Below are 12,916 nucleotides of genomic sequence, written 5' to 3'. Positions count from 1 at the left end.
CCGCCCGTCGTTCCAGCCGAGATTCGCCATGCACCGCCCCGTCCCGCGCCTTGCCTCGTCCGGCCTGAGAGCCCTCGCGCTCGGCCTCGCCACGGCCCTGTGCCTCGCCGCGGGCCCCGCCGGAGCCCAGCAGCGCACCAATCTGCTCTGGCTCGAGCCCGGCAAGATCGACCTCGCCGCGATCGTCGGCCTGCCGCCGGCGATGAATTCGCCCGAACAGAAGCGGGAGTTCGACGAGGTTCTTCAGATCACACTGAACCGCACGCCAGAGCGCGAGAAGGCGGCGATCGCCGACCAGTACCAGACGCTGGCTCGCTTCCTCGAAGGCGCCGACATCCCCTTCGCCGGCAACGAGCACCGCGAGGTGCGGCTGCTCTATCGCGAGGCGCAGATCGAGCTCGGCATCGTGCTGCTCGGCGTGCGCCGCCTGACGAACCGCCAGCGCCCCTTCACGGTGTGGAACAAGGTCCGCGTCAAGCCGTGCCCCGGCGGGCGCCCGGAAGGGACCTCCTTCCCGGCCGGCCATGCGGCGACGGCTGCGCTCTATGCGGAGCTGCTCAGCACCGCCGCCCCGGAACTCGCCGAACGGCTCGAGCAGCGGGTCAAGGACTATGGCGAGAGCCGCCTCGTCTGCGGCTTCCATTATCGCAGCGACCTCGCCGCGGGCGACAAGGCCGGCCGGGCCGTCGCCAAGGCCCTGCTCGCCGACCGCGCCTTCCGGGCCCGCTTCGACGAGACGCGGGCCGAGACGCGGCTGGCGCTCGGCCTGAAATAGCCTCACGCGACGGCGGCGGCCTGTCGCCGCTGCTCGATCTGGCCGATCGCATCAACGACCGCGTCGAAGGTCAGCAGCGTCGAGGCGTGGCGTGCCTTGTAGTCCCGCACCGGCACCAGCATGGCGAGATCGGCCCATTTCCCCTCGGGCGGGTCGGCCTCCTCCTTGAGGATGGCGCGGGCCTGCTCGCGCACGCGGCGCAGCTCCTCGGCGGTCGAGCCGACGACATGGCGCGCCATGATCGAGGAGGAGGCCTGGCCCAGCGCACAGGCCTTCACGTCGTGCCCGAAGCCGGTAACGACATCGCCCTCCATGGTCAGATCGACCGTGACGGTCGAGCCGCAGAGACGCGAATGGGCCTTCGCGGTCGCGTCGGGCGCGGGCAGGCGTTCGAGCAGCGGGATGTTGGCCGCCAGTTCGAGGATGCGCTTGTTGTAGACGTCGCTCAGCATGTCGTGATCTCCGCCGGGGTGGAGAGACCGGCGCCTGATCTCCAATATAGGGTGCGGTCGCAGTCGGGGGGAGAGCACAGATGAGCGCAGCGGCCCCCCGAAAAAATCTCGCTGCCTCGCCCCTGCCCCATGGTCCAGACGGACTCCGGCGGCGTATCAGGATCACCGTAACGGGAGGCGCCACATGAACCCTGTGGTTAAGTCCTTGTCAGTCGAACGGGCCCTGGGCCCCTCAGCCGACAAGTTTCTGATCAAGCAGCCGACGCAGGAACAGGCCGAAGAGGCTGTTCGGACCCTGCTCCTCTGGGCCGGGGACGATCCCTCGCGCGAGGGCCTGCAGGACACGCCGCGGCGTGTCGCGAAGGCCTACAAGGAGTTCTACAAGGGCTATGACGAGGATGCGGCCGAGATCCTCGACCGCGTCTTCGAGGAGGTCGAGGGCTATCGCGACATGGTCCTCGTCCGCGACATCCCGTTCTACTCCCATTGCGAGCATCACATGGTGCCCTTCGTGGGCAAGGCCCATATCGGCTACTATCCGGCCAAGGGCGTTGTGGGCCTCTCCAAGCTCGCCCGCGTCGTCGATGTCTATGCACGTCGCCTGCAGACGCAGGAGACGATGACGGCTCAGATCGCCGACGTGATCGACCGCGTGCTGAAGCCCCGGGGCGTCGCTGTCCTGATCGAGGCGGAGCATATGTGCATGTCGATGCGCGGCGTGCAGAAGCAGGGTTCCTCGACCATGACGACGCGCTACACCGGCCTCTTCAACGAACCCTCGGAGCAGGTCCGCTTCTTCACCATGGTCAAGTCGCCGGGCCTCTGAGCCACTGCCTTTCCGATTGGCCCGCGCGGCGGCCGGCTCTACAAGGGCGCATCCCCGAGGATGCGCCCTCTTTCGTTCCGGAGCCCGGCATGACGCCCTTCCCCGCCGCCCCCGACAAGCAGGCCCTCGAGGAGGGCACGACGCTTTCGCCGCGCTTCGACGCCAATGGCCTCATCACCTGCGTTACCACCGATGCCACGACCGGCGAACTGCTGATGGTCGCGCATATGAACGCCGAGGCGCTGGCGCGCACCATCGAGACCGGCGAGGCCTGGTACTGGTCCCGTTCGCGCGGCGAGCTCTGGCACAAGGGCGCCACCTCCGGCCAGATCCAGACCATCGTCGAAATGCGGGTCGATTGCGACCAGGACGCGCTCTGGCTGAAGGTGAAGGTCGCCGGCGACGGCGGCTGCTGCCACACCGGGCGTCGCTCCTGCTTCTACCGGGTGCAGCCACTGCGCGAGGACGCCGCCGAACCGCTGCGTTTCGTCTGACCCGCCGGTCCGCCCCCGCGGGTGACGGTTTCCTCATGCTTCCCCATCACCCTGCCGAAGCCGTCACGCGGCGGACACGAAGCGCTGGCAGGCCCCTTGCCTCAGTGCTCGGGAAGAACGATCGCGGGGATCGAAACGATGAACGACGCCAGCATGGCCAGTCCAGCCGTCAACGGGCGGCCGAAGATCGGGCTCGCCCTTGGCGGCGGCGCGGCGCGCGGCTGGGCTCATATCGGCGTGCTCGAAGTGCTGACGGAGGCCGGCCTGAAGCCGGACGTCATTGCCGGCACCTCCATCGGCGCGGTCGTCGGCGGCTGCTTCGCCGCCGGCAAGCTCGGTGAACTGACCGAATTCGCCACCGGCCTGACCAAGCGCCGCGTCGTCGGTCTGATGGATTTCCATATCGGCGGCGCCGGTCTGATCGGCGGCGGGCGGCTCAAGCGGCTGCTGGAGCGCGATCTCGCCGGCCAGCGCATTGAGGGCCTGCCCACGCGCTTCGTTGCGATCGCGACCGAGTTGGGCACCGGGCATGAGATCTGGCTGACGCAGGGCCCGCTCGTCGATGCGCTGGGCGCCTCCTACGCGCTGCCCGGCGTGTTCGACCCGGTCAAGCTCGGCGGCCGCTGGTTGATGGACGGCGCCCTGGTCAATCCCGTGCCGGTGACGGCGGCGCGCGCCCTCGGCGCCGACATCGTGATCTGCGTCAATCTGAACAGCGATCTCGCCGGCCGCGGCACCATCATCCAGCAGCATGCGGCCGACCCCGACCCCGAACTCGTGCCGGAGCTCGACGTCCGCCCGACCTCGCGCTGGCTCGGCGGCATCACCGGCGCGGCGCGGCGCGTGCGCGGCCTGGTCGGGCGCCAGGGCGAGGCGAGGCCCGGCCTCGCCGGCGTCATGATCGACGCCTTCAACATCACGCAGGATCGCATCTCGCGCTCGCGCCTGGCCGGCGATCCGCCGGACGTGATGATCGGCCCCAAGCTCGGCCGCACCGGCCTGTTCGATTTTCACCGCGCCCAGGAGACGATCGAACTCGGCCGCCAGGCGACGCGCCGCTGCCTCGAGGAGATCGAGACGGCGATCGCCGGCAGCCGCCTCTCGGCCTGAGGCGCGCGTCGAAGCCTCAGGCCATGGCGATGTAGTCGCGCATCGCCCGGCTCTCGGCCTCGATCGCGGCGACGCGGTGCTTGACCACGTCGCCGATCGAGACGAGCCCGACCACGCGGCCGTTCTCGACCACGGGTACGTGCCGGAAGCGGCCCGAGGTCATGATCTCCATCAGCTCGTCGACGCTGGTCTGGCTGCGGCAGGTCACGACCTTCGCCGTCATCGCGCGCGAGACCGGGCTGTCGAGGGCCGCCGCGCCGCTCTCGCCCAGCGCGCGGATGATGTCGCGCTCCGAGAGGATGCCGACCAGCGCCCCGTCGGCGCCCATCACCACGACAGCGCCGATGCGCCGCTCGCTGAGTGTCCGCACCGCCTCGCCCAGCGTGCGGTGCGGCTGGACGGAGATGACCTCGCGTCCCTTGTCTCCCAGAAGCTGCTCGACATTCATGGCGTCGTCCTCCTTGCGGTGGCGCCGTTGCCCGGCGCGCGGGTTCGTCCTGTCCCCGTCGGCCGGGCCGGACTCGACCGTCCGGCGAGACCGCGGGAGCGCTGCGAAGAGGGCGAGTGTGGGGGAAGACCGGGGCGCAGGCAAGGCGACGGGATGGGAGGCTCTAGCGCCGGACGACACCCCGGTCGAACAGCGGAAACAGCAGCAGCCCGGCCAGAAAACCGCCGATATGCGCCTCCCAGGCGATGCTGGTCTCCTCGCCCAGAATCGGCACCAGCCCGGCCCCGAACAGGATGTTCGTCGCGAACCAGACCAGGATGAACAGCATGGCGCGCGAATTCTGCCAGAGCTGCCCGATCGGCTCGGCGGGGATCGCCCGCACCACCGCATCGTCGGCGAGCGAGCCGAAGCGCAGGCCCGGCGCGAAGACGAAGCGGATCGCTGCGGCGGTCGCGCCGGAAACGGCGGCCGAGGCGCCCACCAGCGGCAGCACGTCGAGTTCGCGGGCGAACCAGTGCAGCAACGCGCCGCCGATCGTCGACAGCCCCATCAGGCTCAGGAAGCGCCCGGCCCCCAGCCGCCTCGCGACCGGGCTGCCGAAGGCGGCCAGCCAGACGAGATTGGTGACGAGGTGCAGCCAGGATCCATGCAGGAGCCCATAGGTCAGCAGGGTCCAGAGCCGCGGCCCGCCATCGGCCAGCAGCAGCCGCACGAGTTGCAGTCGGCTGGCGACGTCCTGGCCGGTCGCCGAACCCGCCACCGCCGAAACCATCTCCTCGAGCCGCTCCGGCGACAGCCACAGCGTCACACGCGCCGGCACGAAGGCCAGCCAGGACAGCAGCATGTAGTCCTCATAGGCCGGCAGCAACGAGCGCAGGCCCTGGATCGCCGCAAGGATCACGGCGAGCCAGACGATGACGGCGGGAAGGTTGAGGATCGGCTCGCGCTGGGTTGGAGCGGGATGGCCGGGAACGGGATGGGACATGCGCGCCAACCCTTGCCGAAGGCGCCGGCTCTGGCAAGCGATCAGACGGGGCGGATGACGGAAAAAGGGGAACGGCTCGTCGCCGCTCCCCTTTCACCCGGCGGTGCGGGCGCGGGATCGTTAACCCCGCGACACGTCACGTCCCCACCGCCCCCCTCCGGACGCCGCCCGAGCCGGCGACGAAATCTAAAATTTGATAATCATTTTAGTTGGTTATCCACAATCGAAAGGTCCTGTTAACCCTAATGCACCGTTCACCCGAACAGCGAGCGGCGGCCGTGGCAAGACGGCACGACGCCTGCGTCCTTCGCCGACCGAAGGGCCGATTCGTCCCGCCACCTGACGGTTCTGCGCCATCGCGGGACGATGGGCAGGGGTCCGGGCAAGAGGCCGCAGCACTGGGTACCGGAATGAAGAACACAAGCACTCGCCTCGTCTTCGAGTACTGGGACGCTCTCCGTGGAGAGCGCTCGGCGCCCGAGCGCGGCGAAATCGAGCCCGGCGCCCTGCGCCATGCGCTCGCCGACACCTTCGTTCTGGAGAATGAACCCATCGGACCTGTCTTCAGGCTTGCGGGCACGCGGCTCTGCGCCCTCTTCGGCCAGGAGTTGAAGGGCCGCGCCTTCAGCGCCCTGTGGCCCGATGTGGGATCCCAGACCGAGATGCGCCGGCTGACCCAGACGGTCATGGACGAAAGCGCCGGCGCCGTCGCCGGGATGGCGGCCGAGACGGCGACCGGGGCACCGGTCTATCTCGAACTGCTGCTGCTGCCGCTGCGCTATCGCGGCCGGACCCATGCCCGGATGCTGGGCGCCCTCTCCGCCTCCGCGGCCCCGGAATGGCTTGGCCTCGACACCATCGAGTCGATGCGGATGATCTCGCTGCGCATGCTCTGGCCCGGAATCTCGCTGCGGCAGCCGGCTGCCACGCCCACGCGCGGCCAGCCGCCGAAATTCATGGTTCTGCCGGGTGGACGCGCCTGAGCTACAACCATGCGTTAACCAGCCCGCCCGTAGGATCGGCGCCGAAAGCAGGCTGACCCTCGATGCTGAGCGCCCTACAACCGCCCCGGACGGCTGCACGCACTGCCGAGCGCAGGCGCCATCATCGCATGAAGGTCGTGCTGCTGGGCCGCTATATGCTGCCCAACCGCATGGAATACCCCTGCCAGTCGATCGACATCTCGCCCGGCGGCGTCCATCTCGCCGCCCCGGCCCGGGCCAATCCCGGCGACCGCGTCATCGTCTATCTCGAACATCTCGGCCGCATCGAGGGCACCTGCGTGCGCACGACGATGGAAGGTTTCGCGATGACGATCACCGCGACCAGCCGCAAGCGCGAGAAGTTCACCGCCCAGCTGACCTGGCTCGCCAACCGCGAGGAGCTCGGCCTGCCGGAGGACCGCCGCCACGAGCGCATCGTGCCGCGCAACCCGCGCGCCGTCGTCACCATGGAGGACGGTGCGGAACATGTCGTCCGCCTGATCGACATTTCGTTGTCCGGCACCGCCTTCACCACCGATCTCGACCTGCCGCTGAACACGCCGCTGCGCGTCGGCTCGACGCCGGCCAAGATCGTCCGCCGCTTCGACGGCGGCTATGCGGCCGAGTTCCGCTTCCCGCTCTCGGCCGACCTTCTCGACGAGAATCTCGAGCTCTGAGCGCCGCCAGAGGCATCCCGCACCGCGCGGATGCTTGCGCCGGCTCAGCGCAGCCGCCATAGCCTGCAGGGTCTGAAACGCTGCAGAACGCGGGCATGGCGTACAAGCTGGTCATCTTCGATTTCGACGGCACGCTCGCCGACACCTTTCCGTGGTTCACGGCCGTGCTGAACGATGTGGCGGCACGCTACCGCTTCCGCCGCGTCGAGGCGCATGAGGTCGACGGGCTGCGCGGCTACAGCGCCCGCCAGTTGCTGGACCATCTCGGCATCAAGCCCTGGAAGCTGCCCTTCATCGCGCGGCACATGCGCCGCCTCGCCACGGATGACGGCGAGCCCGCCCCGCTCTTTCCCGGCTGCGACGCCATGCTGCGCGAGCTGAGCGCCGCCGGTTTCGTGCTCGCCATCGTCAGCTCCAATACGGAACGCAACATCCGCCGCGCGCTGGGGCCGGAGCTGTCCGCATTGTTCAGCCATTTCGCCTGCGGGGCCGGGCTGTTCGGCAAGGCGGCGAAGTTCCGCCAGATCGCGCGGCGCGCCGGCGTCGAACATGACCTCTGCCTTTGCATCGGCGACGAGATCCGTGACGGCGAGGCCGCCCGCGAGGCCGGCATGGCCTTCGGTGCGGTCGGCTGGGGCTTCACCAGCCCCGCGGCTCTCGAGGCGCTGGCGCCGGAGTTCCTGTTCGCGGACAGGGGCGAGATCGTCCCTCGCCTGTTTGCCGGAACGCTCCCGGCCTCAGCGGCCGCGGAACGGTTAATGCATGGTATCCAGGCCAGCCGCGATAATTAACGCGCCCTGAATCCGGCCACGGAATTTGCACGAGGCCGTTTTTCCACTGATTTATACTGACTCGTGCCGGCAGATATCTTCGGCCGATTCGCTACAATTGTTCGCTTTCATTTCAAGCCAAATCCATGAGCCGGCGGCATCGTCCACCCCAGGGACAGAAAGGGGACGACATGCCTATGACTCACCGCCACCTCATCGGGACGGCTTTCGCGATCATCCTGGCGGCCGGCGCCGCTCTTCCGGCTCAGGCCCAGGCGACGGGGGCCATTCCGGTCGCCACGGCGCCCGCCGATGCCTCGGGCGACGCCCGGGCGCCCTATGCCTGGAGCGATCTCTGCCGGCGCAGCCCCGCGGAATGCCGCGTCGATCTCCGCGAGGCCGATCGCGTCGAGATGACGCCGAAGCTCTGGAAGATGATTCTGTCGGTGAACAGCCGGGTCAACCGCGAGATCGAGGCGGTCACCGACGAGGAGCATTGGGGCGTGGTCGATCGCTGGGACCTGCCCGAGGACGGCAAGGGCGACTGCGAGGATTTCGCGCTGCTGAAGCGCAAGCGCCTGGCGGAAGCCGGCGTGCCGCGCCGCGCCATGCCGATGACCGTCGTGATCGACGAGGATAATGCCGGCCATGCCGTGCTCATGATCCGCACCGACCGGGGCGACTTCATCCTCGACAACAAGCGCAACGCGGTCCTGCCCTGGAGCCAGACCGGCTACGTCTATGTGAAGCGCGAGTCGCAGCTGCGCACCGGCTGGACCTCGCTCGGCGGCGCTCAGACCTCCACCGTCGCCTCGGTGCGCTGAGTTTCGTCGCGCCGGGACGGGCGCGACGGCTGAACACGGACCGGTTCCCGGTCCGTCCGGACGGCGAGACTTGGTCACGTCCCCACCCACCCGTCCCCAATGCCGGGTTTCGCCAAGGGCCGGCTCCCTTCCCCGGGGAGCCGGCCCGCTTCTTTTCGGGGATACGCTCAGTCCAGCCGCACGAGCCCGGCGGCGAACTGCTTCCAGCGCGCGACATAGCCTTGCGCGGAAGCGGTGATGCCGGCAGAGGCCGCTTCGTCCAGTGTGCGGATCGCCCGCGCCGGCGAACCAACGATCAGCGAATTGTCCGGGAATTCCTTGCCCTCGGTCACCAGCGCATTGGCCCCGACGAGGCTGTTGCGGCCGATCCTGGCGCCGTTCAGCACCGTTGCCCCCATGCCGACAAGGCTGTTCTCGCCGATGCTGCAGCCATGCAGGATGGCGCGATGGCCGATCGTGCAGTTGGCGCCAACAACCAGCGGCGAGCCCATATCGGTGTGCAGCACGCAGCCTTCCTGGATGTTGCTGCCCTGCCCGATCTCGATCCACTCGTTGTCGCCGCGCAGCACGGCGCCGAACCAGATGCCGACATCGACGGCGAGCCTGACGCGGCCGATCACATGCGCATCGGGCGCGAGCCACCATTGCCCCGCGGCAGGGGTCTCGGGCGCTTGTCCGTCGAGAGCATAGAGAGGCATGACCGGTCGTCCTTCCGCGCGCTGGGGCGGCCTCAGGAGTGACCGGGCGCCGCCGCCTTCGTCAAGTCGCCAGCACGTGCAGCAGGTCGAGCACCACCCGGCCGGAGAGGATGCTCCAGACCGAGGCGATCAGCCCGGCGATGATCACGAACACCAGCGGCCTGCCCTCGATGCGCCGGCCGCGCACCGTATTGCGCAGGATCAGGAAGGGCGCGCTGAACACGACCACCGGCACGCTCGCCACGGCGACCAGCCCGCCGGCCTGCAGAAGGCGGAAATCGGCCCGCCGCGCGGTGAACAGTTCGAAGGCGGAGGCGAGCAGGCCCGCGAAGGCGAAGCCGATCAGCAGCGACGTGAGGAGTTCGAAAGCAGCGGGGTCGATCGTCAAGGGGCCTGCTCCGGCGGTCGCGACGGCCGGACCCTGCAACATGGTTGACGAAGTGTGAAGAAAAGTCCGAACGAGTGGTTAACGGGCGCGCCGACCTTCGGCAGCGTCATGGTTTACGCGCCGTTAACGCCGCGATGCTTCACTGCCCGTGCATTTGCAAGGCGCCGACGTGACCGCATATCACCCCCAGGACCCGGTTCATCATGGAGCCCCGGCCGCGACCTCCGCCGCCGGGCTGACCGAGGTCCTGCGCGCCCGCCTGAAGCGCCCGCCCCCGCCGCCGCCGCGCGCCGACGCCGCTCTCGTCAAGGCGGGCATCGGCATCATGCTGGCCGCGGCCCTGGCAACCGGCCTCGCCTTCCATCTGAGCCATCAGCGCGAGCCGAGCGAGCCCGCGCTCCAGCCCGCCCGCATCGGCAGCGTTTCGCTGCTGGTGCCGCAGCACCTGACCGGCGCCGAGCCCGACGACACCAGCCGTCTCGTCGGCATGGTGCGTTTGCGTCTCGACTGGCCGAGCCTCGGCCCCGCCCAGATCGGGCCAGGCCCCGGCCAGGGCCGCCCGCGTCTGCTCGTCACGCTGAGCCCGCCCGACAAGGTCAACGAGCCGCAGACGCAGCTCTCCGTCTATGCCCGCTTCCTGACGCCGACCGTCTGGTCCAATCCCGGCGGGCTCGTCGTGCGCGGCTTCCGCAAGGGCTCGCCCTATGAAGGCGACGAACTCTATGTCTCGGTGCCGGACGGTCGCGGCTTCGCCGCCCGCTGCCCGCTCGATGCAGCCCGCTCCGGCGCGCCAGGGCCGGATCTCGACGAGCCCTGTCGCGTCACCTTCAGGCATCGCGGCATGGATGTGAACATCCGCTTTCCCCGCGCCATCATCGCCGACTGGGAACTGATACTCGGCGGCGTCCGCCGCACCATCGATGGTCTGATCCGCTGAACCCTGATGGGCGGCTGCCCGCCGCTGCCGGAATGCTCTCCGGCGGGTCGGCTGGCGTGGCGTTCGAGAACCGGAGCGGATCGGACTGGTGTTCGTGAGCACCGCAAGCGCAGAAGGCCGCGTCAGACGGCCTCCGGAGTAGCATTTCCGGCGCGGCGGGGTCAGTCGTCGAGATCGACGTCGAGGATCGCCATGGTGAAATTGAACGAGCGGTCGCCGTCCTCGTCGTCGACATGGATGATGCCGATGAACTCGTCGGCGAGATAGACCTCGGCCGAATCATTCTTCTTCATCCGCGCCCGCACGCTGATGCCGTGATTGTTGAAGGTGCGCCGCAGATAGCCCTCGAGCTTGGCGAGTTCGGTCTTGTCCATGGGACGGGTCCTTTTCGAATTGGCCGGACGGATGCCATGGCCCGCCGGTGAGGGCAAGCCGCCAGACCCATCGCCCCTCCCCTCGCGAACGAAGGGACTGCTGAATCACCCACGAATGTCCCGGGGTGAAACGCCGAGCGTGGCACGCAACGATCGCGACATCTGGGCGGCATTGTCGAAACCGGATGCAGCAGCGGCCTCGACGGCGGAGCGCCCCGCCTTCAACGCCTCGAGCGCGATTTCGCAGCGCAGGTCCAGCAGGGAGCGATAGGGCGTCCGGCCCGTGGTCGCGCGAAAACAGCGGATGAAGTGGAATTTACTCATGCCGAGGACAGCGGCCATATCCTCGAGCCGGATATCTCGGGTGATGTTGGCCCGCAGATAGGCGTTCAGCCGGCCGATCTCCGGCGCCTCCAGCTTGCGATCGGCGCGGGAGACGGGCCCGCTGGCGGCTTGGAGGCTGGCGAAGGTGGCGACCGCAACCTGCCCGAGGGATTCGATCAGCAGCTCCTTGAACGGCAACTCGCCCCGCAATGTCTCTCTGAGCTGCAGGAAAACCCGTTCCAAGGCGGGCGACTGGAAGTAGATCTCCGGCCGGTGCCAGCAGGGCTGCTCCTGCACGATCTCGGGAACCGCCTCCGGCTCAACATAGAGGGCCGTGAACGCCTGCGGCCGCGCCGTGGGCTTGCACCAGCCCTCGACCGAGATCCCGGCGGGAAAAAAGGTCAGCGTCTGCCTGAGATCGCGGCCCCGGCGTGGCTTCTCGCCCTCCACACGCATCAGCCCATCATGGAAGACGAGATCATGCAGCGCCAAGTAATGCCGGTCACTCTTGACGGAGAATTCGTAATCGACCGGATTCGTCGTCTCGACATGCTCGATCAGATGACCCTGAGTTTCGAGATGCGAACGGTGAACTTTGGTGCGACGCTCTAGCGTGAGGTCGATGATCTTGGAGTTTGCCACGAGCCAATATTGCCCAGCGCGCGTCGGTGACAAACACAGATTGGCCGATCGCCCCGACAAAAACAACCGCGCCGTTCGTCATAAACTGACAAAAATTGCGGCCACCCCCGAAGGCGACCTTCTTGATATATCAAAAAATCGAACGTCAAAACGGTAGATTGACTGAAGTCAAATGCGCCAAAAACCCAGCCACGACAGCTGCTATTCTAAAATAGGTCCAATTTATACACACAAAAGATTGATTATTAGGCAAGCATTGCCAAACGTCATACCGATCATGACCTGATTTACATTACGATAGTCAGGCAAGCTTTACACAAATTTAAAGATATCAACCTACCATTTTGCCTGCCCGATGACAGCCATCCAGCTAACTGCGGGGATTACGACGAAAATTGCGGCGTCGCCTGATGGCTCGCCGAGGGTGGGGGAACACAATGTCGATTCGCGATCTCATCAACATGGGCAGCCTCGCCGCAGAGGCAGCCGCCATCAGGCGCACGCAGGCGGTGATCGAATTCGAGCCCTCGGGCAAGATCGTGTGGGCGAACGAGTTGTTTCTCCAGACCGTCGGCTATGCGTTCACCGAAATCGAGGGGCAGCATCATTCGATGTTCGTTGAGCCGCGCGAGCGGGCCGGGGCCGACTATCAGCACTTCTGGACGCGGCTGGCGGCGGGCGAGGCGATGAAGGCGCAATTCCTGCGCATCGGCAAGGGCGGCAAGCGGATCTGGCTGCAGGCGATCTATACGCCCGTGATGGACCAGAGCGGCAAGGTGAAGAAGGTGGTGAAGTTCGCCACCGACATCACCGCTCACAAGAGCGAAATCGCCGACATGGAGGGAAAGCTCATCGCCCTCGAAAAAGTGCAGGCCGTGATCGAGTTCGATCTGTCAGGCAACATCCTGCACGCGAATGCCAATTTTCTCGCCGTGACCGGCTATGCGCTGGACGAGATCGTCGGTCGCCACCACCGCATCTTCGTGGCGGAAGAAGAGCGCAGCATCCCCGCCTATGCCCAGTTCTGGGAGAAGCTGCGTCGCGGTGAGTATGACGAGGGCCGGTATCGCCGCATCGGCAAGGGCGGCAAGACCGTCTGGATCCAGGCCAGCTACAACCCCATCCTCGACGCCATGGGCGCGCCGGTGAAGGTGGTGAAATACGCCACCGACATCACCGCCTCCAAGGAGAACGAGGAGCAGATGGAGT

At 67.5% G+C, this 12,916-nt stretch carries 17 protein-coding genes; 10 read left to right on the top strand and 7 right to left on the bottom strand.

Annotated features, from left to right (window positions below):
* Window positions 1–28: 28 nt before the first annotated feature.
* The gene (locus ACFPN9_RS30130; RefSeq protein WP_066724194.1) at window positions 29–775 is read left to right on the top strand and encodes a phosphatase PAP2 family protein; all 747 of its coding nucleotides are present in this window, start codon (window positions 29–31) and stop codon (window positions 773–775) included.
* Between the two features lie 2 nt (window positions 776–777).
* Here the strand turns inward: ACFPN9_RS30130 and ACFPN9_RS30125 are convergent, their stop codons facing one another.
* Window positions 778–1,227 carry an iron-sulfur cluster assembly scaffold protein gene (locus ACFPN9_RS30125; protein WP_066724192.1) on the bottom strand — a complete coding sequence of 150 codons (450 nt, stop codon included), beginning with the start codon at window positions 1,225–1,227 and terminating at the stop codon, window positions 778–780.
* Between the two features lie 184 nt (window positions 1,228–1,411).
* On the opposite strand from ACFPN9_RS30125, the gene folE reads away from it, so the two are divergent.
* From folE to ACFPN9_RS30110, 3 genes are all read left to right on the top strand, one after another.
* Window positions 1,412–2,053, top strand: coding sequence for a GTP cyclohydrolase I FolE (gene folE, locus ACFPN9_RS30120; RefSeq protein ID WP_066724189.1), 642 nt, complete (start codon window positions 1,412–1,414; stop codon window positions 2,051–2,053).
* Window positions 2,054–2,142: 89 nt separating this feature from the next.
* Window positions 2,143–2,547 (top strand): phosphoribosyl-AMP cyclohydrolase, encoded by a 405-nt coding sequence (gene hisI, locus ACFPN9_RS30115; RefSeq protein ID WP_066724186.1) that lies wholly within the window; start codon window positions 2,143–2,145, stop codon window positions 2,545–2,547.
* Window positions 2,548–2,685: 138 nt separating this feature from the next.
* The gene (locus tag ACFPN9_RS30110) at window positions 2,686–3,657 is read left to right on the top strand and encodes a patatin-like phospholipase family protein (protein ID WP_066724183.1); all 972 of its coding nucleotides are present in this window, start codon (window positions 2,686–2,688) and stop codon (window positions 3,655–3,657) included.
* Window positions 3,658–3,673: 16 nt separating this feature from the next.
* Here the strand turns inward: ACFPN9_RS30110 and ACFPN9_RS30105 are convergent, their stop codons facing one another.
* The gene (locus tag ACFPN9_RS30105; RefSeq protein ID WP_066724180.1) at window positions 3,674–4,105 is read right to left on the bottom strand and encodes a CBS domain-containing protein; all 432 of its coding nucleotides are present in this window, start codon (window positions 4,103–4,105) and stop codon (window positions 3,674–3,676) included.
* 163 nt (window positions 4,106–4,268) lie between these two features.
* The gene (locus ACFPN9_RS30100) at window positions 4,269–5,090 is read right to left on the bottom strand and encodes a rhomboid family intramembrane serine protease (protein ID WP_066724178.1); all 822 of its coding nucleotides are present in this window, start codon (window positions 5,088–5,090) and stop codon (window positions 4,269–4,271) included.
* A gap of 410 nt (window positions 5,091–5,500) precedes the next feature.
* On the opposite strand from ACFPN9_RS30100, the gene ACFPN9_RS30095 reads away from it, so the two are divergent.
* The 4 genes from ACFPN9_RS30095 (at window position 5,501) to ACFPN9_RS30080 (ending at window position 8,344) form a co-directional block, all read left to right on the top strand.
* Window positions 5,501–6,073, top strand: a complete 573-nt coding sequence (locus ACFPN9_RS30095) for a PAS domain-containing protein (protein ID WP_066724176.1) — start codon at window positions 5,501–5,503, stop codon at window positions 6,071–6,073.
* A 62-nt stretch (window positions 6,074–6,135) separates the two neighbouring features.
* The gene (locus ACFPN9_RS30090) at window positions 6,136–6,750 is read left to right on the top strand and encodes a PilZ domain-containing protein (RefSeq protein ID WP_066724174.1); all 615 of its coding nucleotides are present in this window, start codon (window positions 6,136–6,138) and stop codon (window positions 6,748–6,750) included.
* A gap of 95 nt (window positions 6,751–6,845) precedes the next feature.
* A complete protein-coding gene (locus ACFPN9_RS30085) occupies window positions 6,846–7,541 on the top strand; it encodes an HAD hydrolase-like protein (protein WP_066724156.1) in 696 nt (231 codons plus the stop codon).
* Window positions 7,542–7,711: 170 nt separating this feature from the next.
* Window positions 7,712–8,344, top strand: a complete 633-nt coding sequence (locus ACFPN9_RS30080; protein WP_066724154.1) for a transglutaminase-like cysteine peptidase — start codon at window positions 7,712–7,714, stop codon at window positions 8,342–8,344.
* 167 nt (window positions 8,345–8,511) lie between these two features.
* On the opposite strand, the gene ACFPN9_RS30075 is transcribed toward ACFPN9_RS30080, so the two are convergent.
* Both ACFPN9_RS30075 and ACFPN9_RS30070 read right to left on the bottom strand, forming a co-directional pair.
* A complete protein-coding gene (locus ACFPN9_RS30075) occupies window positions 8,512–9,042 on the bottom strand; it encodes a gamma carbonic anhydrase family protein (protein WP_066724152.1) in 531 nt (176 codons plus the stop codon).
* 61 nt (window positions 9,043–9,103) lie between these two features.
* Window positions 9,104–9,430, bottom strand: a complete 327-nt coding sequence (locus ACFPN9_RS30070) for a DUF6949 family protein (RefSeq protein ID WP_066724150.1) — start codon at window positions 9,428–9,430, stop codon at window positions 9,104–9,106.
* Between the two features lie 169 nt (window positions 9,431–9,599).
* On the opposite strand from ACFPN9_RS30070, the gene ACFPN9_RS30065 reads away from it, so the two are divergent.
* Window positions 9,600–10,367 carry a hypothetical protein gene (locus tag ACFPN9_RS30065; protein ID WP_156446635.1) on the top strand — a complete coding sequence of 256 codons (768 nt, stop codon included), beginning with the start codon at window positions 9,600–9,602 and terminating at the stop codon, window positions 10,365–10,367.
* A gap of 161 nt (window positions 10,368–10,528) precedes the next feature.
* Here ACFPN9_RS30065 and ACFPN9_RS30060 read toward each other — a convergent pair whose 3' ends face one another.
* Both ACFPN9_RS30060 and ACFPN9_RS30055 read right to left on the bottom strand, forming a co-directional pair.
* Window positions 10,529–10,741: a DUF3126 family protein gene (locus ACFPN9_RS30060; protein ID WP_066724145.1), complete on the bottom strand. Its 213-nt coding sequence runs from the start codon at window positions 10,739–10,741 to the stop codon at window positions 10,529–10,531.
* 105 nt (window positions 10,742–10,846) lie between these two features.
* Window positions 10,847–11,707 carry an AraC family transcriptional regulator gene (locus ACFPN9_RS30055; RefSeq protein WP_066724142.1) on the bottom strand — a complete coding sequence of 287 codons (861 nt, stop codon included), beginning with the start codon at window positions 11,705–11,707 and terminating at the stop codon, window positions 10,847–10,849.
* A 437-nt stretch (window positions 11,708–12,144) separates the two neighbouring features.
* On the opposite strand from ACFPN9_RS30055, the gene ACFPN9_RS30050 reads away from it, so the two are divergent.
* Window positions 12,145–12,916: PAS domain-containing protein (locus ACFPN9_RS30050; protein WP_377818179.1), on the top strand; the 772-nt coding region annotated here is incomplete at its 3' end.

This window comes from Allobosea massiliensis (assembly GCF_042655245.1).
GTDB lineage: Bacteria > Pseudomonadota > Alphaproteobacteria > Rhizobiales > Beijerinckiaceae > Allobosea > Allobosea massiliensis.
This window is presented reverse-complemented; position numbering and strand designations above follow the sequence as displayed.

What these genes read in the sequence shown, in the direction of transcription:
- ACFPN9_RS30085 (WP_066724156.1), top strand. Translation starts at nt 6,846, where the DNA reads ATGGCGTACAAGCTGGTCATCTTCGATTTCGACGGCACGCTCGCCGAC.
- ACFPN9_RS30110 (WP_066724183.1), top strand. Translation starts at nt 2,686, where the DNA reads ATGAACGACGCCAGCATGGCCAGTCCAGCCGTCAACGGGCGGCCGAAG.
- ACFPN9_RS30090 (WP_066724174.1), top strand. Translation starts at nt 6,136, where the DNA reads ATGCTGAGCGCCCTACAACCGCCCCGGACGGCTGCACGCACTGCCGAG.
- folE (WP_066724189.1), top strand. Translation starts at nt 1,412, where the DNA reads ATGAACCCTGTGGTTAAGTCCTTGTCAGTCGAACGGGCCCTGGGCCCC.
- ACFPN9_RS30080 (WP_066724154.1), top strand. Translation starts at nt 7,712, where the DNA reads ATGCCTATGACTCACCGCCACCTCATCGGGACGGCTTTCGCGATCATC.
- hisI (WP_066724186.1), top strand. Translation starts at nt 2,143, where the DNA reads ATGACGCCCTTCCCCGCCGCCCCCGACAAGCAGGCCCTCGAGGAGGGC.
- ACFPN9_RS30100 (WP_066724178.1), bottom strand. Translation starts at nt 5,090, where the DNA reads ATGTCCCATCCCGTTCCCGGCCATCCCGCTCCAACCCAGCGCGAGCCG.
- ACFPN9_RS30125 (WP_066724192.1), bottom strand. Translation starts at nt 1,227, where the DNA reads ATGCTGAGCGACGTCTACAACAAGCGCATCCTCGAACTGGCGGCCAAC.
- ACFPN9_RS30095 (WP_066724176.1), top strand. Translation starts at nt 5,501, where the DNA reads ATGAAGAACACAAGCACTCGCCTCGTCTTCGAGTACTGGGACGCTCTC.
- ACFPN9_RS30075 (WP_066724152.1), bottom strand. Translation starts at nt 9,042, where the DNA reads ATGCCTCTCTATGCTCTCGACGGACAAGCGCCCGAGACCCCTGCCGCG.
- ACFPN9_RS30105 (WP_066724180.1), bottom strand. Translation starts at nt 4,105, where the DNA reads ATGAATGTCGAGCAGCTTCTGGGAGACAAGGGACGCGAGGTCATCTCC.
- ACFPN9_RS30130 (WP_066724194.1), top strand. Translation starts at nt 29, where the DNA reads ATGCACCGCCCCGTCCCGCGCCTTGCCTCGTCCGGCCTGAGAGCCCTC.
- ACFPN9_RS30060 (WP_066724145.1), bottom strand. Translation starts at nt 10,741, where the DNA reads ATGGACAAGACCGAACTCGCCAAGCTCGAGGGCTATCTGCGGCGCACC.